This is a genomic window from Marinobacter sp. KMM 10035 (genome assembly GCF_046537445.1).
Classification (GTDB): domain Bacteria; phylum Pseudomonadota; class Gammaproteobacteria; order Pseudomonadales; family Oleiphilaceae; genus Marinobacter; species Marinobacter sediminicola.
The window spans coordinates 68,971-88,846 of the sequence record NZ_JBBVMG010000003.1; the positions used below are offsets into that span (position 1 = coordinate 68,971).

At 49.7% G+C, this 19,876-nt stretch carries 20 protein-coding genes; 6 read left to right on the plus strand and 14 right to left on the minus strand.

The features are described from left to right. The first annotated feature begins 11 nt into the window (after nucleotides 1-11). From AADB16_RS15775 to AADB16_RS15785, 3 genes are all read left to right on the plus strand, one after another. A complete protein-coding gene (locus AADB16_RS15775) occupies nucleotides 12-2,192 on the plus strand; it encodes an EAL domain-containing protein (protein WP_410804677.1) in 2,181 nt (726 codons plus the stop codon). A gap of 241 nt (nucleotides 2,193-2,433) precedes the next feature. Then, nucleotides 2,434-3,087, plus strand: coding sequence for a class I SAM-dependent methyltransferase (locus AADB16_RS15780; RefSeq protein ID WP_410804679.1), 654 nt, complete (start codon nucleotides 2,434-2,436; stop codon nucleotides 3,085-3,087). 39 nt (nucleotides 3,088-3,126) lie between these two features. After that, nucleotides 3,127-4,134, plus strand: coding sequence for a DUF2156 domain-containing protein (locus AADB16_RS15785; protein WP_410804681.1), 1,008 nt, complete (start codon nucleotides 3,127-3,129; stop codon nucleotides 4,132-4,134). Here AADB16_RS15785 and murI read toward each other — a convergent pair. Both murI and nudC read right to left on the minus strand, forming a co-directional pair. After that, nucleotides 4,129-4,962 (minus strand): glutamate racemase, encoded by an 834-nt coding sequence (murI, locus tag AADB16_RS15790; RefSeq protein ID WP_410804683.1) that lies wholly within the window; start codon nucleotides 4,960-4,962, stop codon nucleotides 4,129-4,131. The two genes, AADB16_RS15785 and murI, sit on opposite strands and share 6 nt — an antisense overlap. Further along, nucleotides 4,955-5,785, minus strand: a complete 831-nt coding sequence (gene nudC / locus AADB16_RS15795) for an NAD(+) diphosphatase (protein WP_410804685.1) — start codon at nucleotides 5,783-5,785, stop codon at nucleotides 4,955-4,957. The genes murI and nudC overlap by 8 nt, the downstream gene beginning before the upstream one ends. Nucleotides 5,786-5,927: 142 nt before the next feature. Here nudC and plsB point away from each other — a divergent pair, with 142 nt between their 5' ends. Beyond that, a complete protein-coding gene (plsB, locus tag AADB16_RS15800; RefSeq protein WP_309045963.1) occupies nucleotides 5,928-8,396 on the plus strand; it encodes a glycerol-3-phosphate 1-O-acyltransferase PlsB in 2,469 nt (822 codons plus the stop codon). 9 nt (nucleotides 8,397-8,405) lie between these two features. Here plsB and AADB16_RS15805 read toward each other — a convergent pair whose 3' ends face one another. Then, nucleotides 8,406-9,281, minus strand: coding sequence for a DMT family transporter (locus AADB16_RS15805; protein WP_410804687.1), 876 nt, complete (start codon nucleotides 9,279-9,281; stop codon nucleotides 8,406-8,408). Nucleotides 9,282-9,697: 416 nt separating this feature from the next. Between AADB16_RS15805 and AADB16_RS15810 the strand changes: the two genes are divergently transcribed. Together AADB16_RS15810 and AADB16_RS15815 are read left to right on the plus strand one after the other, a co-directional pair. Next, nucleotides 9,698-9,943 carry a type II toxin-antitoxin system CcdA family antitoxin gene (locus AADB16_RS15810; RefSeq protein WP_309045961.1) on the plus strand — a complete coding sequence of 82 codons (246 nt, stop codon included), beginning with the start codon at nucleotides 9,698-9,700 and terminating at the stop codon, nucleotides 9,941-9,943. Beyond that, complete coding sequence (locus AADB16_RS15815; RefSeq protein ID WP_309045960.1) at nucleotides 9,943-10,260, plus strand: CcdB family protein; 318 nt, start codon at nucleotides 9,943-9,945, stop codon at nucleotides 10,258-10,260. The genes AADB16_RS15810 and AADB16_RS15815 overlap by 1 nt, the downstream gene beginning before the upstream one ends. Before the next feature lie 66 nt (nucleotides 10,261-10,326). Here AADB16_RS15815 and AADB16_RS15820 read toward each other — a convergent pair whose 3' ends face one another. The 11 genes from AADB16_RS15820 to AADB16_RS15870 all read right to left on the minus strand — a co-directional run bounded on the left by AADB16_RS15820 (nucleotide 10,327) and on the right by AADB16_RS15870 (nucleotide 19,870). Then, entirely contained in the window at nucleotides 10,327-10,695 is a 369-nt protein-coding gene (locus AADB16_RS15820; RefSeq protein WP_410804690.1) for a VOC family protein, read from the minus strand. A 37-nt stretch (nucleotides 10,696-10,732) separates the two neighbouring features. Then, nucleotides 10,733-11,383: a glutathione S-transferase family protein gene (locus tag AADB16_RS15825; protein WP_410804692.1), complete on the minus strand. Its 651-nt coding sequence runs from the start codon at nucleotides 11,381-11,383 to the stop codon at nucleotides 10,733-10,735. 81 nt (nucleotides 11,384-11,464) lie between these two features. Beyond that, entirely contained in the window at nucleotides 11,465-11,932 is a 468-nt protein-coding gene (locus tag AADB16_RS15830) for a hypothetical protein (protein WP_410804694.1), read from the minus strand. Between the two features lie 75 nt (nucleotides 11,933-12,007). Continuing rightward, a complete protein-coding gene (locus tag AADB16_RS15835; protein WP_410804696.1) occupies nucleotides 12,008-13,615 on the minus strand; it encodes a DUF2326 domain-containing protein in 1,608 nt (535 codons plus the stop codon). Continuing rightward, nucleotides 13,605-13,829: an ABC-three component system middle component 7 gene (locus tag AADB16_RS15840; RefSeq protein ID WP_410804698.1), complete on the minus strand. Its 225-nt coding sequence runs from the start codon at nucleotides 13,827-13,829 to the stop codon at nucleotides 13,605-13,607. Before AADB16_RS15840 ends, AADB16_RS15835 begins: the two co-directional genes overlap by 11 nt. Further along, on the minus strand, nucleotides 13,829-14,587 hold the full coding sequence (locus AADB16_RS15845) for an ABC-three component system protein (protein WP_410804700.1): 759 nt from the start codon (nucleotides 14,585-14,587) through the stop codon (nucleotides 13,829-13,831). Before AADB16_RS15845 ends, AADB16_RS15840 begins: the two co-directional genes overlap by 1 nt. Before the next feature lie 103 nt (nucleotides 14,588-14,690). Beyond that, nucleotides 14,691-15,344, minus strand: coding sequence for a hypothetical protein (locus AADB16_RS15850; RefSeq protein WP_410804702.1), 654 nt, complete (start codon nucleotides 15,342-15,344; stop codon nucleotides 14,691-14,693). Nucleotides 15,345-15,352: 8 nt separating this feature from the next. Continuing rightward, nucleotides 15,353-16,228: a nucleotidyltransferase gene (locus tag AADB16_RS15855; RefSeq protein WP_410804704.1), complete on the minus strand. Its 876-nt coding sequence runs from the start codon at nucleotides 16,226-16,228 to the stop codon at nucleotides 15,353-15,355. 208 nt (nucleotides 16,229-16,436) lie between these two features. Beyond that, nucleotides 16,437-18,008, minus strand: coding sequence for an IS1182 family transposase (locus AADB16_RS15860; protein WP_410804705.1), 1,572 nt, complete (start codon nucleotides 18,006-18,008; stop codon nucleotides 16,437-16,439). Nucleotides 18,009-18,170: 162 nt separating this feature from the next. Continuing rightward, entirely contained in the window at nucleotides 18,171-18,551 is a 381-nt protein-coding gene (locus tag AADB16_RS15865; protein WP_200371896.1) for a hypothetical protein, read from the minus strand. A 470-nt stretch (nucleotides 18,552-19,021) separates the two neighbouring features. Beyond that, nucleotides 19,022-19,870, minus strand: a complete 849-nt coding sequence (locus tag AADB16_RS15870; protein ID WP_410804707.1) for a class I SAM-dependent methyltransferase — start codon at nucleotides 19,868-19,870, stop codon at nucleotides 19,022-19,024. Nucleotides 19,871-19,876 lie beyond the last annotated feature (6 nt).

The window sequence follows — 19,876 nt, forward strand, 5'->3', positions numbered from 1 at the left end:
GATGCAGAGCAATGGCACCTGATCAGCCCAACAGGCATATCTCGCAAAATGCAGCGCGTATTTTAGTGGTTGATGACGAACCACGTCTGGCAAGCGCTTTGGCTACCCTGCTACGCAGTTGCGGCTACAACGTTTCCGAAGCCCATGGCGGGAAACAAGCCTGTGAACTGGCCGACACCCTTCGTTTTGATCTCGCTCTTCTCGATTTGCGCATGCCAGAGGTAGATGGCTTTGCGGTAATGAATCACCTCGACAGTCGGCAGCCCGAATGCGCAATTATCGTTATCAGCGGAGAGAGCTCGTTTGCAGCCGTTAGCCGCGCACTCAGGCGTGGCGCTCTGGACTACGTTCGCAAGCCGTTTGATCCGGAAGAACTCGTTGCCACAGTCAAAGGCGTCGTTGGCAAACAATCACTCCTCAAAGCCCACGAAGACATACAACTACGCCTTGAAAAGTCTGAAGCACTGCATCGTTACATCGTAAACAGCTCTCCCGATATCGTTTTTATGCTGGATGCCAAGGGGCACTTCTGTTTTATCAACAGCAAGATTGAAAGCCTGCTGGGCTACAAGCCAGCTGAGCTCTGCGGCAAGCACTTCCGGAACATTCTTGATGATCGTGATCTTGCGAGGGGTGTGTACGCCCTCAATGCGCCGGACATCAGCGCAGACAACCCCCGCACTCTTGAGATACGCCTCAAAACACGGGGTAGTCGCCAAGCGACGCGGCATTTCGAGATAACCGCGTTTCCCATTTCATCCCAGGCGTGGACACACAATAGCAGCACCAACGGCGGCGGAAGTGGTCAAAACGCCAGCTACTACGGCACAGCCCGCGATGTCACAGAGCGCAAAGAAGCCGAAGCCTTTATAAATTTCCAGGCTTATCACGACCTGCTCACGCGCCTGCCTAACCGTGCGCTGTTCAAAGATCGTCTGGAATTAGCCATCACCCACGCGCGCCGCAGCAACCAAAAGCTTGCGGTGATGTTTCTTGATCTGGACCGTTTCAAAATCATCAACGATACCCTTGGCCACGCTATGGGGGATCGACTGTTGCAAGCCGTCACCCAGCGACTGGAAGGCTGCCTGCGCAAGGGCGACACCTTGTCACGCTTCGGCGGCGATGAATTCACTCTGTTACTGCCGTCGGTTCATGGCCAGGAGGATGCAAGCCAGATCGCCAGAAAGCTCATCAAGACGCTGAAAGCACCGTTCCTGCTGGGCGAGCATGAAGTGTATGTGGGTGTCAGTATTGGTATCGCTATCTACCCGGAAGCAGGCTGCAGCATGGATCAGCTGATCCAGAATGCTGACATTGCCATGTACCACGTTAAAGCCCGAGGCAAGGACAGCTATCGCTTTTACTCCGAGAGCATGAGCATCGACAGCACTCACCGCTTGCTGCTGGAGCGGGATCTGCGCATGGCATTTGAGAAGAAAGAGCTGCGAGTATTTTATCAGCCTCAGGTTTGTGCCCACACGGATCAAATCGTCGGGCTCGAAGCTTTGGTGCGCTGGCAGCACCCTGAACGTGGCCTGCTCTACCCCCGGGATTTTCTCAGCCTGGCTGAAGAAACCAAGCTCATTGGTCTGCTGAGCGAGCAGGTTCTGGATCAGGCCTGCCGGGATGTTGGCCAGTGGATCCGCGCCGGCCATAAAAACTTGCGCCTGGCCGTCAACCTGTCCCCTATTGAGGTGGAGCATCCCCGGTTTGTGGAAACCTTGATAGAACGGGTCAACGTCAACCAGTTTCCTCCTGAAAATCTGGAAATCGAAATTACCGAAAACGTGATCATGAACGACCTGGAGCAAATCAGTCACAAGCTCCGGGAGCTGGCAGATATCGGCGTGCGCATCGCAATCGATGACTTTGGCACTGGTTATTCATCACTGAACTACTTGCACAGACTGCCTATCCACACCCTGAAAGTTGATCAGTCCTTCGTGAAAGCCATCCGAAGTGGCATCGACGATGCCTGTATCGTTAACGCGATTGTGGCCATGGCCCACGGGCTCAAGCTGGAAATTGTTGCGGAGGGCGTAGAGACGGAAAAGCAGCTCGATTACCTACGCGCACTCGGCTGCCATCAGGTACAAGGATTCTTCTACGGCCCCGCACAACCTGCTGCAGAAATCAGCAAACTGTTGGCGCAGCCCGAAACCAAAATGGCGGTAGCCGTTTCACGCTGATCAGCGCCCCAAAATACTGTCTTACAATCCTAGCCCAAATCTTGAATCTGTTATCAAAGTGTTGCCTCAGGTTACTTTGTGTATCTCGAAATGGGGATTACGGCACATACTTTCTCTGCTCCGCTCAATAGACTTGAATCACAAAGACATTGGCCATCGAAACATCCTGACAAGTCAGGATGGCAAAAAAACACAATAACGATGGCAGCATTCAAGCTAACAAGAACAGGCAGCAGTTATCATGCGTGACAAGTACCGCTACATAGGCCCCGTATACGATTTCCTCAGCAACCTTTACAGCGGAAAAAACATCCACCGCTGTAAAACAGCCATGCTGGACGTAGAAACAGTTAAACCCGGAGACCGCATTCTGTTTGCTGGTGTTGGCCATGGCAGAGATGCCATACGTGCAGCGGAACTGGGCGCAGACGTTACAGTTGTTGACCTGTCAGAAACCATGCTTCGCAAGTTCGGAGAAGCCCAGGAAAGCGAAGCCCCCCACCTCAACATCCGCCGCATTCACAGTGACATCATGAAAGTGGATGAAGTAGGTCAATACGACATGGTTGTCGCCAACTTTTTCCTCAACGTATTTGACGAAACCATGATGGTGAAGGTTCTGGAACACCTGATTCAACTGGGCAAGGAAGAGGCTCACATTGTTGTAGGCGATTTCTGTTACCCAACCGGCAATGTGTTCTCGCGCACCTTCAAAAAGCTGTACTGGTACATGGCCGTGTTTACCTTCTGGCTGTTCGCCAACAATGCCTTTCACAAGATATACAACTACCCGGAGCACATGCGTAGCCTGGGCCTTAAGGTAACGGAGAAAAAGCACTTCAAACTGCTGAACATGGATTGTTACTGGTCAATTCTCGGCCGCAAGCAGGCATAACCGATCATCTGCCAAATAATAAAAACCGGGGAGATTCACATGTCAGATCAAATCCTTGCTCTCGACCAGGCCTCCGAGCTTGAAAGCAACGCTTTTACCTTCAGTGAGCGGGTGGGTTACCTGAAGAGGTTTGGCGGCCATTCCCAATCTTTCTCTACCCTGCAGCCCGGGATGCAGTATTTTGACGTACCGGGCATGGGTTATGTGGCCTACATGCGCCAGTGGGGCACAACCATCGTTCTCTCAGACCCCGTCTGCGCCCCCGAAAACTTTGGTGCGGTTCTGGAACTGTTCCAAAAACGCTTCCCTAACGCTTCCTATGTGCAGGTTTCCAAGCCGGTTGTGGACTTCTTGCACCAGCGCTTTGGTTTGTACGGTACACAGTTTGGCAGTGAGTCCCGGATCGACTTGGGCAAGTGGTCTCTCAGCGGCAAAAAAAAGCAAATTCTGCGCACGGCACTGAATCAGGCTGAAAAAAGTGCCATTACCGTGCAGGAACGCTTCAGCGACGACCACACCCGCGAAATTTCGGAAGCCTGGATTCGTACACGCAAATGCAAAAGTAATGAAATCCGTTTTCTGATTCGCCCCATGGACATGGAATACCGGGAAAATGAACGCCGATTTTATGCGTATCAGGATGGCAAAGCGGTCGGATTTATCTACTTTGATCCGATTTATCGCGATAACGAGATTATCAGCTACGTCCCTAATATTTCCCGTGCCAACGCGGATTTCAAACAGGGCATTTTCTATACCCTGATGGCACATGCGATGGAGGCATTTAAAGCCGAAGGCGTGCCCTATCTGGATCTGGGGCTTATCCCGCTATCCCTTGACTCAACCACGGAACATCAGGAAGGGCGGCTTTTAAAGCGCATTCTGCACGGCATCTACAACCGGGGTAATTTTATCTATAACTTTAAGGGACTGGAGTTCACTAAATCACGGTTCCGCGGCGACAACTTCAAGACCTACTGCTGCCACAAGCGGAGCATACCGGCGCTTGAGTTTATTGCCATGTTCAAACTGACCCAGGTGCTATGACCCTGAAGGCCAATTCCCGACAACCCTGGCAGGCTGCAGGCCCACGATTGCCATATAATTGGCAACACCTTCCGGAGCCTTACCGGTGAACAGGGCTGCCGCCACAGGCTCGCCTTTAACGTCACTGGGCGCCGCCGCGGTATAAGGCTTTGCGGCTTGCGCCAGAAGCCAGGCAACACGGCGCGCAATTGCCTCCCCGGAATCCACCCAGAACTTCACCTCCGGCAGACTTAACCGAAGATTATCCAACAACAGTGGATAGTGAGTACACCCGAGAACAACGGTATCCACTCCAGCATTTCGCAGGCTAGCAACTGCGCTATCGAGTTCAGCCTGAGGCACAGCTACCCCTCTGACCAAATCCTCCGCCCACTGAACCAGCGCCGGGTGCCCAACACGCTCAACCTCGCAGTGAGGGGCAAACTCCCGCACCAACTCATCGAGATAGGGCCGGCGCACCGTTGCAGGCGTGGCCAGAAGCCCAATCCGCTGATTGAGGGTTTGAGCGGCTGCCGGCTTCACCGCAGGTACAACACCCACTACCGGCACAGCTGTTATGGCACGCACGTGCGGCAGAGCAACCGTGCTGGCCGTGTTGCAGGCCACAACAATCGCATCACACGGATAGTGTTCCAGCGCCTTCGCAATGAGCGAACTACAACGCTCAACTACGACTGATTCTGTCTGGTTTCCGTAGGGAAAGGCCGCGTTATCAGCCAGATAGATAATAGAAGCATGCGGAAGTTTTTTATGGACGCAGGCTGCAACACTTAACCCGCCAACGCCTGAATCAAAAACCAGAACCCGCGGTAAGCCATGCTCACTCAAAGCCGGTCACTCCACCAGTAATCATTCTTTCCATATCCCGTATCAGCCGCCCGGAAATCGTAGTATCCGGTGGTACTGGCGGCCTGCTACCGGGCAAAAACCAACCTGCATCGGCCAGCTCATCTTCCTGCAGAACCAGTTCCCCACCGGCATAATCAGCAAAAAAACCCGCCATCAACTGGTGGGGAAATGGCCATGGCTCAGACGCCTGGTATTGAATATTGGTCACATCCAGGCCGGTCTCTTCTTTTACTTCACGGACAACTGCAGCTTCGAGGCTCTCACCCGGCTCCACAAAACCCGCAATCAAACTGTAAAAATGGCGCTTAACCCGAGAAGACTTGGCCAAAAGGTAGTGATCCTCTTTGCGAATCACCACGATTACACAGGGTGCAAGCCGCGGATACCAAGGAATATTGCAGTTACTACACCACTTTGCTCGTTCCCGCCGATGAAATCCCGTGCTACCACCACAACGGCCACAGTATTGATGATCCTGAAACCACTGCCAAACCTGAAAACCGGTGCTAAGCATGGCCGCAGGCACATCACTGATCATCAGTAAGGCGTCGCGAAGAGAAACAACATCACCGGCGACACCCATGGATTCAGGCACCTCAGTCACGAAAACCCGGCGACCATCAACACTTCCCAAAGAGACAAAGCGAGCATTACCTGCCTGCGCAGGCAGACTTTCCAGTGGCTGCAACCATCCGTCACCCGGCTTGAGCACACCAGATCCTGACAGTGCCAACACAAGGTCTCCCCGCTCGGGCTGTCTGGTTGTCCATCCGGGGCTCCACTGAATTGTTGATGTCGCCATCTAGCATCGCACCTTGTAGTGTTAAACGGGCCAAACAGGAATGTATCACACACAAGAGAGCTGCAAGAATGAAGCATTGGCTTTCCGGCTCTCACTCAACCAAGTAAACTTGGCGGCTGTTTTTTCATCGGAGCGACATTTTATGCGTCTTTACCAGGGTATTCGAAGCCTGATCCTGACACTTTTCCGGAAAATCCTGTTTTTATGGGTTCGGACAGATGTCAGCGGGAACAGCGCTGAAGCACTGGGGTTGTCGCCTGAAAAACCCGTTTGCTATGTGCTGCAATACAGCTCGTTATCCAGTCGCCTTGTGCTTGAGCAGGAAGTGATACGAGCAAAACTGCCCGGTGCAACCACCTCGCTTCCGGTTAAAAATGGTCCCTCGCACTCATTCTTTTTTCTCTACCGCCGAGCGGGCGGGGCATTCCGAAAACGCCAGGCGCCCGTTCCAACCCCTGATTTCCAGGCGTTGGTGCGCTACGGCCTGGAAAACCCGGAGAAGGATGTACAGATTGTTCCTGTATCCCTGTTCTGGGGGCGCTCTCCAGACAAAGAAAAGTCCTTGGTGAAATTGCTTTTATCAGACACCTGGTCTGTTGCTGGCCGACTACAGAAATTCCTGATTATTCTGGTGCATGGCCGCAACACCTATGTGCAATTCAATAAGCCCTTCCCCCTGAAGCAGATTGTTGAAGAGTATCGCCACAGCGAAGAGCGCGCCAACCGTAAGCTTGCCCGTATTTTGCGAACCCACTTCCGCAAGGTTCGACAAGCGGTGCTGGGCCCGGATTTGTCGCACCGGAGAACACTTGTAGAGGGCCTGGTAAGAACTCAGGCTGTTAAAGAGGCTATCCGGGAAACCGCAGCCAAAGAGGACCTGGCGCCAGAAAAGGTGCGTGCCCGGGCCTACAAATACGCTGATGAAATTGCCGCCAGCATGTCCATCGTCACCATCCGTATTTTTGAGGTACTACTTGCCTGGCTCTGGAACCGTATCTACAAAGGCATTGCCGTTAACAACATTCGCGTGGCCAAGGAGACGGCTCAGAACAACACGGTGATATACGTGCCCTGCCACCGCTCCCACATCGACTACCTGTTGCTGTCTTATGTGCTCTACAAAAACGGCCTGATGCCGCCGCACATCGCAGCAGGCATCAACCTGAACATGCCGATATTGGGGCCAATCCTGCGCCGAGGTGGGGCCTTCTTCATGCGCAGAAGCTTCCGGGACAACCCGCTTTACAGCACCGTTTTCAACGAATACATGCACGTAATGTTCACCCGTGGCTATTCGGTTGAATATTTTGTAGAAGGCGGTCGCAGCCGCACCGGCCGTATGCTGCAACCCCGCCCGGGCATGCTCGCCATGACAGTGCGCAGCTTTCTGCGCGATCACCGCAAGCCGATTGTTTTTGTTCCTGTGTACATCGGGTATGAAAAGGTTATGGAAGGGCGATCTTACCTGGGCGAACTCCGGGGTAAGAAAAAGCAGAAAGAAAGCGTGTTCGGGCTGGCAAAATCTGCCCGCAACCTTGGCAGCTCCTTCGGCAAAGTTGCACTCAATTTTGGCGAGGCCATACATTTGTCTGAGGTGTTGGACGATGTCCGCGACAGCTGGCGCGATGAGGCTTACAGCTCAGAGTATCGTCCTGCCTGGCTCAATGAGGCGGTTGGCGAACTATCACAGCGCGTTGCCTCCAACATCAACGCATCGGTAGCAGTAAACCCCATTGGCATGATCGCAACCGTATTGCTTGGCGCTGAAAGGCTGGCCATGGATGAGGGCCAGCTTATTCGCTTGGCAGATCAGTACGCACACCTGCTCAAAACCTTCCCCTACGCCGATACCGTCACCTTGCCTGAGGGCTCAGGCAAAGACTGGGTTACCTACTGCGAATCCATGGGGCTGATCTCGCGCCAACCCCAGAAGCTGGGTGACATCATTGGGCTGGAAGGCAGCAATGCCATACTGATGACTTACTACCGCAACAACATCCAGCACCTGTTTGCACTGCCCGCCCTGGTGGCTAGCCTGTTCGAGAACAAAAGCTCACTTGCACGGGAAAGAATCGTCCATCTTGCCAGCGTAGCCTACCCCTACATTCAGTCTGAACTGTTCCTGAAGTACCAGCCTGAAGAAGCGGAAGCGGTGATTAACCAGTGGATTGACGTTCTGGTAGAGCAGGGTCTACTGGTTGCCCAGGATGACGACAGAATCGCGCGCCCTGAAGAAGGCACTGAAGCCATGCTGCGCCTCAGAGTACTGTCCCGATTCATCATTCAGACGGTAGAGCGGTACCATATCGCACTGGGCATACTGCGCAAAAATGGTTCAGGGACGATTACCGCAGCAGAACTGGAAGAACAGTGCACCTTGCTGGCAGAACGTATGTCCATATTGTTCGGGCTGAATGCACCTGAGTTTTTCGACAAGAGCCTGTTCCGGAATTTCATCGCTAACATGCAGAGCAATGACGTTTTAACCACCGACGAGAACGGACTGCTCTGCTATGGCGAAGGCCTCGATGAAGTGGCGGATGATGCCCGACTGGTGCTGAGCGTGGAGAAGCGACAGGCTATTCAGCAAGTTACTATGCTTGGCGTATGACGCCTGAACTCAAACGTCACCTGCAGTTATTTGTTGGGCGCTTGTCGCATTTTGCTTCTTCATAATAACCAGCGCGATTCCACCGAGAATAGCTACAGACGCCAATACCAAACGCAGGGTTACGGGTTCACCCAAAATAATGACGCCACCCAGAGCCGCAATAATCGGAACACTCAGTTGAATTGTCGCGGCATTAGTGGCCTTCAACCCAGGTACGGCTGTGTACCAAATGGCGTAACCGACCCCGGACGCCAGTGCCCCCGACGAAACTGCATACCAGAACCCATCAGTATCGAGCGACGCACCGCTCAACATGAATATGCTCATTGCTATTGTGATCGGAACAGCGCGTAGAAAATTCCCCGCTGTAACCCTGGTCGGATCCCCCCCTCCCTTCCCGCGCAGGGAGTAGATGCCCCATGCAATGCCGGAAACCAACATTAACAAGGAACTATATAGTGGCGGTGCTGAGAGCCCCGGCAGCATGAGGCCAATTAACCCCCCGAAAGCGAGGGAAAGGCCAATGAGTTGCGGTTTATGCAATCGTTCCCCACCCCAAATACCATAGCCGATCATGGTCGCTTGGACGGCGCCAAAGAGTATCAACGCACCAGTTGCTGCAGACAAGCCTGTATAGGCAAATGAAAAGCCGGCGGCATAAACAAACAACGCAAGAGCAGATGTCCAGTTGCCAGCGCCGGCAGGTGAGCTGTGCCTCATTCGTACGATTAGCCAAAGCACCACGGCACCGGAAACCAATCGAATAGTCGTAAAACTGGCTGCGTCGATACTGGTATCCCTGAGCGCAGCCCGGCACAGCAATGAATTACCTGCAAAAGCAACCATGGCTAATGACGTAAGAACAATGATGCGGGCATTCGACATTAAACGTTTTCCTATGAGCATCTAATAGCTAAAGCGCCTTCAGATGCCCACTTGTTTGGGAAAATGGCGCATGGAATTAAAACTAGAAGACCATTTAACGCTATAAACGGCATTCTCGCTTTCTTGATATCAACGAGTCGCCCCCCCCCCCGAAATTATGGTTCGGGCGGTATCCAGATGTGATGCCTGTCGACCTACCTGATAACGCCATTGGAAATAGTGATATCTCAGCGAGAACTTTTCTAGTTTTGAGGTCTTCATGCTCGATCATGTTTTCTGCCTAACGCCTTGGCTTTTCGGCGCACCGGAGCGCCGGCGTAGGTGCGTCCGACAACGGCTATTGGCTAAATGCTTGCATGCGCATCCGCATGCGCATAAACTTAGACCATCCATTAAATAGCCACTTGGAGGCTCGAATGGCAGAACTCTACAACGTAGCTGCACCCAAAAAAGCGGCAAACCTCTCAATCAATAGCGATCTGCTGCGTAAGACCCGTGAACTAAACATTAACCTGTCTGCTACCCTCGAGCGAGCGCTGAAAGAAGAGCTCTCAAAACGTCAGTCAGAACAATGGGTTGAAGAAAATCGCGCCGCGATAAAAAGTTACAACGACTTTGTCGAACAACATGGATGCTTTGGCGACGAATTCAGGGAATTTTGATGGCACAGTTCGATGTATACCCCAACCCAAGCAAGACCAGCAAAGCGCACTACCCTTACCTTGTCGATATTCAGAGCAGCCTGCTGAGCGAGCTGGCAACGCGCATCGTCATCCCCTTGGGGAAACTCTCCGCATTTAGTGGTGAAGCCATGCAAGGAGTCACACCTGAAATCAGCTTTGAAGACCAAGAGCTTCTGCTGTTAACGCCTCAAATTTCCTCTGTTTCAGAAAAGCATCTCAAAAACCCGGTTGGCTCTCTATCGCACTTTAGAGACCAAATTGTTGGAGCCTTGGACATGGCTATCACCGGCATTTAACGCCCGCCATAAACAGCGTGAGGAACGAGCGTCCGGCGACCGCAGGGAGCGAATTTAGTGGCCTTGTTACGTGTCACTGCTCGAGGACACCAAATGAATAATGTTGGATGGACTTGATACCCAGAACGCCTTAAACCCACTTGGAAGTGGCTCGATCTCGTCTCTACGATGACAACCTTGCGCCTTGAGATATTCAGAGGCTTCACCAATATCGCTGGTGACGACTTCCAACCAAATCTCAGACTGGCTTAAACCAGGCATGCAGTCGAGCCACAGAACTTTGTCCCCAAATTCAAATCTTGGTGTGTCGTTCGGGCCATTGGATTGTATCTCAGTGAAGCGGAGCACATCTCTATAGAATCGTACCGTGCTCTGATACTCGTGAGCCGGGATTTTCATGGCTATGTTCTTGCCTGGCTGAAATTCCAGATCCATGCGATAGCTCCTCCATATGGGAACACGTAACAGCTAATTATATTCCTACCTCGGACACGCCTATGGTTTCGGGCTCACAGTGAGCTTGGCTAACCCACTCCCTCATTTGTTCATGATCGAGGACGAACTGCATATATTCTGACGATACCGCCGAGACCTTGATCCCGTAGGTTTTGAATCGCGACGCAACTGGTGCAAACATGCAATCTGCAATAGAGAACTCACCGAACAACCACGGGCCGGTAGCCGAATAGGTTTCTCGGTACTGCGACCAGATTCGGTCTATCCGAGCTATCTCTCGTTCAAGGGTTGCATTAAAAGGGACTTTGCGTCTGATTGCGCGGCAATTCATTGGCAATTGGCCTCGAATTTCTGTGAAACCCGAGTGCATTTCTGCGCAGCAAGATCTTGCTTCCGCTCGTGCACGAACGGAACTTGGCCATCCGCGGCCGCCCAGATACTGCTCTGAAATATACTCGCAAATTGCCAGCGAATCCCAGATGACCAAGCCCTTGTCTTTGAGCACCGGTACTTTCCCTGCGTCGGTATGCTGGGCAAGCGCAGTGTATGTATCGTCTTGATTCAGCCGAATCCGCACTTCCTTAAAAGGTAACTCGTGGACTGACAAAAGCAGCCAAGGCCTTAACGACCATGACGAGTAATTTTTATTCCCTATTACGAGCTCCAAAGTTCACTCCTTGAAATATAACGCCTTGGGTAAGCTACCGGTGCGGAGCGCAGCGTAGTACCGGTCAGCTTCACCCACTGGTTATGCATTGATGAGCTCCCGGTACTGTTCCGAGGGAAACTCGTGTTCAACCCACATTTCTTTGTATTTTTTCGGGCCGATGTTCTTATGGATTTTTGTCAGAACATCGGTTACCTGATCGACAAGGTGCTGCACCGTGGCCTCGCCCTTAAGCAAAACATCGTAATCTGATGAGGAGGTGAGCCCCCAACTCTGCCAATCTTTGAACCAGCGAGCCTCAAAGGCTATTTGGTTTTGATTTTTACTCACTACCAACTGTAGTTCTCCAGGCTCATCCATAAAGATTGCTTTCGCAGTCTTAGCCCCAGATCTCATTTCTATTGCAAGTTCTGCCAGATCCCGAAGGCTGTCATGCAAATAAGAAACGTCGTTCACTATCTCCCCCTCACCACCAGAAATGGTGATTTGGGCCCACCCAGCATCTTCAACGATATAGGAGATAGATAGACTCAATTTCTTTACCTGCATAACGCCTTGCTCACCGGTAAATCAGGAGCGCAGCGAGTAATTTGTCCGCGTGCAGCAACTTGTTATAACCGCCTATCACTTTCTCCAGTCCTTGATATACAAGACATTCTTATTATCAAGCTGAACGACTTTTTTAGCTTTCAATTTCTTTTCCGGTACATCACCATATTTTTCGATTTCATCAATCGCGATAAACGTTTGCTTTCCTGTGGACTCATACAGATCAATCAGTTTAGCAACAGCATCATTCTGGATGTTTTTAAACAACACTGAATCATGTACCAAGAAAGGTAATGCTGTAACCTCTAAAAATGCCAAGTCAAGTAGTATTAAATTTGAATAAGCCTTGCCTGTACCAGTGTCTTCTACCAGGTCGAAAGTGTAGCTATTTTGACCGAGATTAAGTGTTGGGCTCCTCTTTTCCTCGCTATATATCGCCGTGACATTTCTTCTATTCTTGTCATTGAGTATATTTTCGATCAACTCCAAGATCCGAGCCTTCTCGGCAGCAAGCAGTTCTTTTGCTTCCTTTAAATCCGATTTGATCTGTGTGTCCATCTCGAAATACTCTATTTCTTTGCTGGCCACGGAGTGGTCTTGCGACAACTCATAAACCCTATCAATAACGATAGTTGGATTATCTAACTCTGCCAATGAAGTAGATATTTTCGTATCGATCAAATCGATTTCTTCACATATTGAAGATAACAATGATGCTAATTCAGCTTCGCTACTCTTCAACTCCTTTCTAAGTATTTTGGTTATACTTGAGTGAAATGATTCAACTTCTTCGAGTTTCGAAGTATTTACATCGGGGAAGTATTTTACCAGGGGCTCTAAGTGCTTGCTTTTTATGGACTTATTTTGGTTTAGATCATTTCTCACACGAAGCAGCCGACTATCTAATCTAAGCTTCTCTTCTAAAAGCCGATCTTTCTCTACTTTTAGCTCCATAACCTCTCTATTAGCTATCTCTGATATATTGACAGCATATTTCTTTAGGTTGTTTTTAATTTCTTCAATCTCGGAATCTATAGTATTAATTTTTGTAATATTTTCTTTGTACTTCGTCTTGGTTGTCTTGGAAATTAACCCAGTTTTAGCTGCCTTATTAATCGTACTCTTTTCGTCATTTTTATTTTTTACATTTTCCGATAGAATTTTTATCGGCTCATATTTTTCAAAGAGCTTAATTGCATTTGTAACGCAGTCAGAGGGTTTCTGACTTTTAAAACTATGGAGGGGGCGCTTTACATCAAGATTTTCTTTTCCCCAGACTCTAGAGAAAAGAGACACAATTGACCGAAATGAAAGCTCGATATCTCCCAGTGAATAAGACGCCTTTAGAAAAGCGGTGTATTCCTCGATACTAATGGGGTCCACTTCGGAATACTTATCATCACACTTATATACTAAGTCTGGCGTGTGTGTTCCTCTTCTAAAGTAAACTAATTCTTTTCCAAACTGAAAAGTGAAAAAGTAATCATGGTGACCGAGCTCATCGACAACATCTTTATTATGATCAAGAAAAGACTCTCCTCCATATACGAAGTCGAGAACCATTAGTAGCGTTGATTTGCCAATCGAATTCGTGGCTACACTGTCGCCTAACACAACATTAAGACCGGAGTGAAAGCCTATAGTCTTTTCTCTGAACTTATCACAACGAATTTCAATTAACATATCTAATAACTCCTTCACCCTCTTCCAATTCGATCTTTCCTAAGACATAAAGCACATCAAGCGCCAGCATAAACTCACTAATATCTTCAAATTTGTCTAACCGAGCGTGTATCAGCTCTGACAAAGAAATTACCTCAACTTTTTCCAGAATCAAAAAGCTAATCTTAGCTAAGATCGAATTATCAAAACTTGTAAACTTACTAGGAAAAGACATTAAAAAACCTCGCAATTTTGGATAAAGAACGAGGCCATAATTTCTGCCGCATCATTGGTTTTTGGCTTTGTTTTTGCGTAAATCCAGGCAACTATATTTTCAAATATGGCTTGCTGATCAATCCCCATACTCTTTTGCTTTAAATAGTATGTCTTGATCTGCAGGGAAATAATTTCGGAAAAATCATAATTTACGCCATCTAACTCTGAGAACTTTCTTCTGATAAATATGTAATACTCTCTAACGTTGCCTTTAATTTTTAATTTGGTTGGCCTTGAAATAGTAGAGTCTAGCTTCTCATCCACCTCTCTGGGTGTAAAATCAATTTCAGCGTCATTTTCTAGTTCCGGATCATCGTATATAGCTTCTATGATCTGACTGATTTCATCTTCAATCGTATATCTTTTCCAAATTGCTTCTTGGCCACTACGATCAATGAGCTTCTTCTTTAGTAAAAGTAAGGTTCGATACTCCTCGACAGTTCTAGGCTTATCAAACTTTCCATGACATATCTCGCACAAAGGTATGATGTTATCTTCGTCATTTACATCATCACTTAGATGTTCTTCATCTTGAAGTAGATGCTTTTCTTCATTAGTGGGATTTAATGGGTATATATGTGCCAGTTCATAGTTTTTGAAGCTCTTGCCGCTCTTCTTATAGAAAAGAGGCTCAGCACATAAGGGGCACACTCGACTAACCTGTGAAAGAAAGGCTACATTTTGCGCATCAGAATACTTCTTTCTTGGATTACTCATCCTTGAACCACTTTCATATTATGTAGAATGTCCCCAAAAGTTATAACGCCGTGCTCTGGGGCAAACCGAAGCGCAGCGTAGGTTTGTCCCTAGCAGCACCTTGTTAGCGTCGATTCTCAACTTCCGTGACGGGGTGTTCACCAAGATCATCTGGAAGTTCTTCGAGAAGTTCATTTGAATGATACTCCAAAACTATTTCCCCTTTTGTTAGTCTTTCAGTCCAGTATCTCCCTATAAGCTTTAGCTTTGGTCTCTCCACTATTTTAAATACCGCTGTTCCATCATGCGGAATACTTCTTTCACTTAAGCTTAACCTGGGCTTGCTAGTATAAGAGTATGCTATGTTTTTAATTTGACGATCTGGGTCAATTAGAAAGCCTTCTGAGTAGGAAGAACTTTCCATTTCACTTGTTCGCATCATGCAACTAATGTGGAAGAAAGATTGATTTATAGTAAGCATTACAGGTATTGGAGGCGGTTTTTCTCCTGTATCTGGATTTTTCCAGTCAGAGTGTATAAAACCCAACCAGCTTCCATTCAAGTTTGGGAAAGGAACAAGCCACCCTCTAAATAGTTTAAGCTTCCACCCCCACTTCACGAAAACTGCAACTATTAAAAGATCAATACTCACGACTTTAGGGACAAGCCCAAAAAAGCCCTTAACCTTCGACAAGTCCAAGCCACTAAAGTACGCAAGGGAAAACCAAGCAACTGCTGATATGCCGACCAGCAAATATAAAGAGCTTTTAATCGTCACGTTGCGCATCATTTAAAACCAAAATAGTTCCAAGCCGCTTTAGCAAACTCACGCCCATCTGCACGAGTCCATTTTTGGCCTGGATGAAATAGGAAAAAGCATTCATTTACTTCGAGCCAACGACCCTCATCTGGTTCGTCGCCCTGAAGATTATCCCAAACATGAAAAAGCATACCTTTTAGGCGCTCCGTCCATGTTGAACGTGAAAACACTTCATCTGGACAGTTATATGCTAAACATTCCATGAAAAATGATGATAATTCACGAAATGTTCCATCCGCTGCCATTGCATTTTCAATTCGCTTTAGCAGGCGGGCTCCCTTTTTATAGGCATATCCGGTTGCATTATTCTTGGCCGTTCCTTTTTCCATTTGCTGGACTGGATAGTTGACGATACTGCCACCATCCTTTTTGAATATTTTAGTTCCATCCCTCGTTGCATACTTCATGTAATAGCGGTAGCTAAAACAAGGAACTACGTCAGCATCCACTCGCGAAGAGCTCGAATTTATCTGTATCGCTGTAGAACCCGACGAATCCACTTGTCCAGGAAACTTAGCTGTCATTGCGGCAATAAGTTCAGCTCTAAGTTTTGAAGGAGTCCAAATTCCTTCGTATGGCTGACCGGGAGGATGATTACCTTTTTCTGACTCGCCCCAATATTGGACTTCTGTGCATTCAACAGCTATATCCACATCGCTATCTGTACGCACATTTGTATTGTTAGCATAAGAGCCTTTTGCAAATACCTTCAACGAACAATTATTGAACGGCGCATGCGAGTTTATCGCTTCACGAATCATCCGCTCGGTTCTATCCTGTTTGTCCTTCTCTGTGTCACTAGAAGGGCCCGTCCATCCAGATAGCTTATCTTCAAGGCTCATTCTTCATCCTTTGTAAACGCTAACGAGCCTGTAGAAAAACCCTTCACAGAGCCTAATCCACAGCCGCTTTGTTGTTTTTTCATCACCTGCAATTGAATGCCGCGAGTTTTTTAAATTTCGGCAGCATCGCAATATTATCCATATTCAGCTCCAAACACCGCCAATATGGCCCTATAAGAGCGATTTATTGGCAGTATCATAGTCCCGATCATGCCGCTATTTGTCCGTAATTCGCCAGTTTCTCAATATTGTGAACCAGGCAATACAACTGCCACTGGCCCTGCACCTTCTTTTTGCCTCGCAGGCTGAAGCGGTTCAGGCCCTTGTTGCTGCCGATGTTGCCGAACACCGGTTCCACCACCGACATTCGATGGCCGTATATCTCTTTGCCTTGTGGGCTATCCACCCGATGTTTCATCCAGTCTGTGTAGTTGGGGAGTCGTTTGTTTTCGATCGTGAACGACACCTGTCGGCCAGACCCATTGCGGTGATCCGCTGATGCTGGATTCTGCATGCACTTGTGCTTCTTCGGGCAGTGGCGGCACTGAAGCAACCGACCCTCGAAGTGCACCCGGATCTTGCCATTCTCAGCTTCCCTTTGGCCCCGGTAGGTCAGTGTTTCACCAGCCGGGCAGATACAGCTAAGGTTCACGGGATCGAACTGGAATTCACTGGTTGCAAGGGTGTCTTTCCAACCCTTATCCGGGAGGTTCTGGTGCCGTTTACCGTATTTATCTTTCTGCTCCGCGAACTTCGGGTCGCGGCTGCGGAAGCGGTTGTCCGGGATGTAGCCGTTGATCTCGTGTTCGTGCAGGTACCGCATGTTGGCTTCGTTGGCGAAGCCAGTATCGGCGGTGACAATCGCGCCGGTTTGGTAGATGTTGTCGGCAATGCCCAGCTTTTTATAGCGCTGCTGAACCGTCTCCAGCACCGGCGTTAAAGTGTGGTGTTCTTGCCCTTCGCCGAAGGCCTGGGCATCGATGATGATCTGGTGTTTCTTGTCCACCGTGGCCACGCCGTTATAACCCTGGATCGTGCCCTTGCTGGTGGTCATCTTGCCGCTTTCGTTATCGGTGATGTTGCTCTTCACTTCCTTGCGTCGTTTCCCCTGACCCATCCTTGGGCTGCTCGTCTTTAGGAAACGGTCTACTTTGGACATCGCTTCATCCAGCGACAGTATGGTGTTGGCGCGGCGAATGTCTCGATCCAATTCCACTTCGGTTTCCGCCTCATCCCGAGCGTGGTGTTCAGTCAGGTGGTGGCGAATCAGCCGTTTCAGCTTGTCCCGCTTTTCGCCCAACTCTTTAAAGGTGCCCGACCATTCTTTAGCCGCATCGGAGGACATTTTGCAGCCGTCGATGGCAAACAGCTCATTACCCAGCAACCCTTGTTCATGGCACACCAACAATACCTGCTCGAACAGTTCTTCAATTTCATCGGCGTGAAGGCTGACGAACTTGGCCAAGGTGGTGAAGTGGGGAACCGTGTCGCAGGACAGCGCTTTAAAGATGATGTTGGTCTCGCAGCACCATTGGATCTCGCGGCTGGAGGTGATGCCCTTGGAGTAAGCAAACAGAATGATCTTCAGGAGAATCGCGGGATCATAAGCCGTGCGGCCTGTGTCGTCGTTGCGATACTTGGGGTGAAACACCGACAGATCCAGCTTGTGTTCAATCAGGTAATGAACGGCGTGTTCAAAGGTGCCAGGCTGAAGCTGTTCCTGATAATTGATGACGACCATCGCATCCTGGTCGTAGTTGTAATGCTTGAAGCGGGGCATTCCGACGACTCCTTGTCTGTTTGCTCAATGCTACCAAAAACGACCTGTTTTGGGGTTTTTCTACAGCCTCAACGCTGAGGTAACCGGCGCCGGAGCGTCAGCGGAGGGAACCAAAAGCGCCACGCTTTTGGCGTCCGGTTGACCGACTGGTTATAGGGCCGGTTACTCACTGATTAATTTACCATTTTCCCAGAATTCGTTTACTCTATCCCACCATATTTTTGATTCTGGCAGTAGATAGAGTTCAATTGACCTGGCATTGCTCTCGCCTTGAAGTCCCTCAAGCAAACCGATGGTTGCAGCTTCTCTAACATAGGGACTGCCCTCGGTGTGCCAGCGCTCTATTACAGCAAATAACGCGTCAAGCTCAGAGTCTTGCTTCTCTTCTACCAGTTTAGAAATATGTCTAGAAAGGTCGCCTAGAGCCAGATACAACGGCAGATCCTTTTCACCATCCCATTCAGCGATAAATTCTTTCCACGCAGGCTCAAAGCTAGGGCAAGCTTTGAGAGCCAATTCAAACATTTCGTGCTTATCAATCATGGTTCCCAAAGGCCCTATAACAGCTAATTATACGAACGAGCTCGTATATCACTCATTCGTAAAACTCCATTCAAACACACTCAAGAAAACACGATTTTCCAAATAAAAACAAATTCTTGAGCACCAACTACCACGGCTACCGCCGGAGTTATACGCCCTATTTCGAGCCACTCCTGCTCCCACCACGGGCGTGTAACTCCACCCTTCCTGCTTCAACTTTCCAACCCTATCAGATAGTTACCTTCTTTTCTCTGGAGAGTTTTGGCGTTTTGCGAACGCGTTCGTATAACTCCTGCAGCATGCGCGCCTGCGCTGGTTAGATTCGGATCTTCGAATATCGCGGGAACTACAACCCCACCAGCTCCAAACCTGGCGGCCAGGTTAGGCCCAAATGTGTCTAAGGAGGTCAGGCAGGGCTTGTAATGGCCTCGTAACGCGGAGCGTCAGTGGGCAAAGGATCGCCTAGCGGGCTAGCGTGAGGGTAACGCGCGGATTGGGTAGATATCGTAACGGCTACTCTTACCCTCTACCCGGGTGCTGGGCTCAGGCCCGGGGATCGCCGGTGCCTTCCGCGGGCGTTTAACCACCACACGATAGGTTGCGGTGGCCAGTGCAGTGTTCAACAAAGCTTCTGAGTCGTCGTCATCGCCCACTACCGTTCGGAACACCTGCATTTCTTTCTTCACCAGCGCAGATTTGTCCCTGTGGGGAAACATGGGGTCGAGGTAGATAACGTCGGCCACATCAGGCGTGTCTGAGGCCTCTTCGGCGCTCGTCAGCCAGTCAATGCTGCTACCAGCCCTGAGCGTCATTCGGGCGATGATAGGTGCGCAATCCATATTAAGAGCTGCCCGGGCCAAACCATCCGCCAGCAACGCATGAATCACGGGGTTACGCTCAAACAGGCTGACCCGACAACCGAGGCTGGCCAGCACAAACGCGTCCTGACCCAAACCTGCTGTCGCATCCAGAACATGCAGGCCTGCTTTGGCTTTCTGCAAGCCGACAGCGCGAGCAACAAGCTGGCCTGAACCACCACCATGCTCGCGACGATAGCCCATCTTACCGGTTACAAACTCTGCCCTCACAGGGCCTGGCGCACCCTTCCCGGCCACTTGGAGACACAAGCCGTTCTCATCCAGAAACAGCAAGGCGCTGGCATGCCGCACGTCTTTGGGCCGCACGGCGCCGAGGTATGGCAGGGACAATTCAGAACTGAGCAGCTTGGCTTTGTGCTCATCACCTAGCGGGCTTCGGGCAACTGCCAGAGGAATAATCGCGTTTTCAGAGGGGGCGCTTGAAGCCTTAGGGCGTGACATCAGATA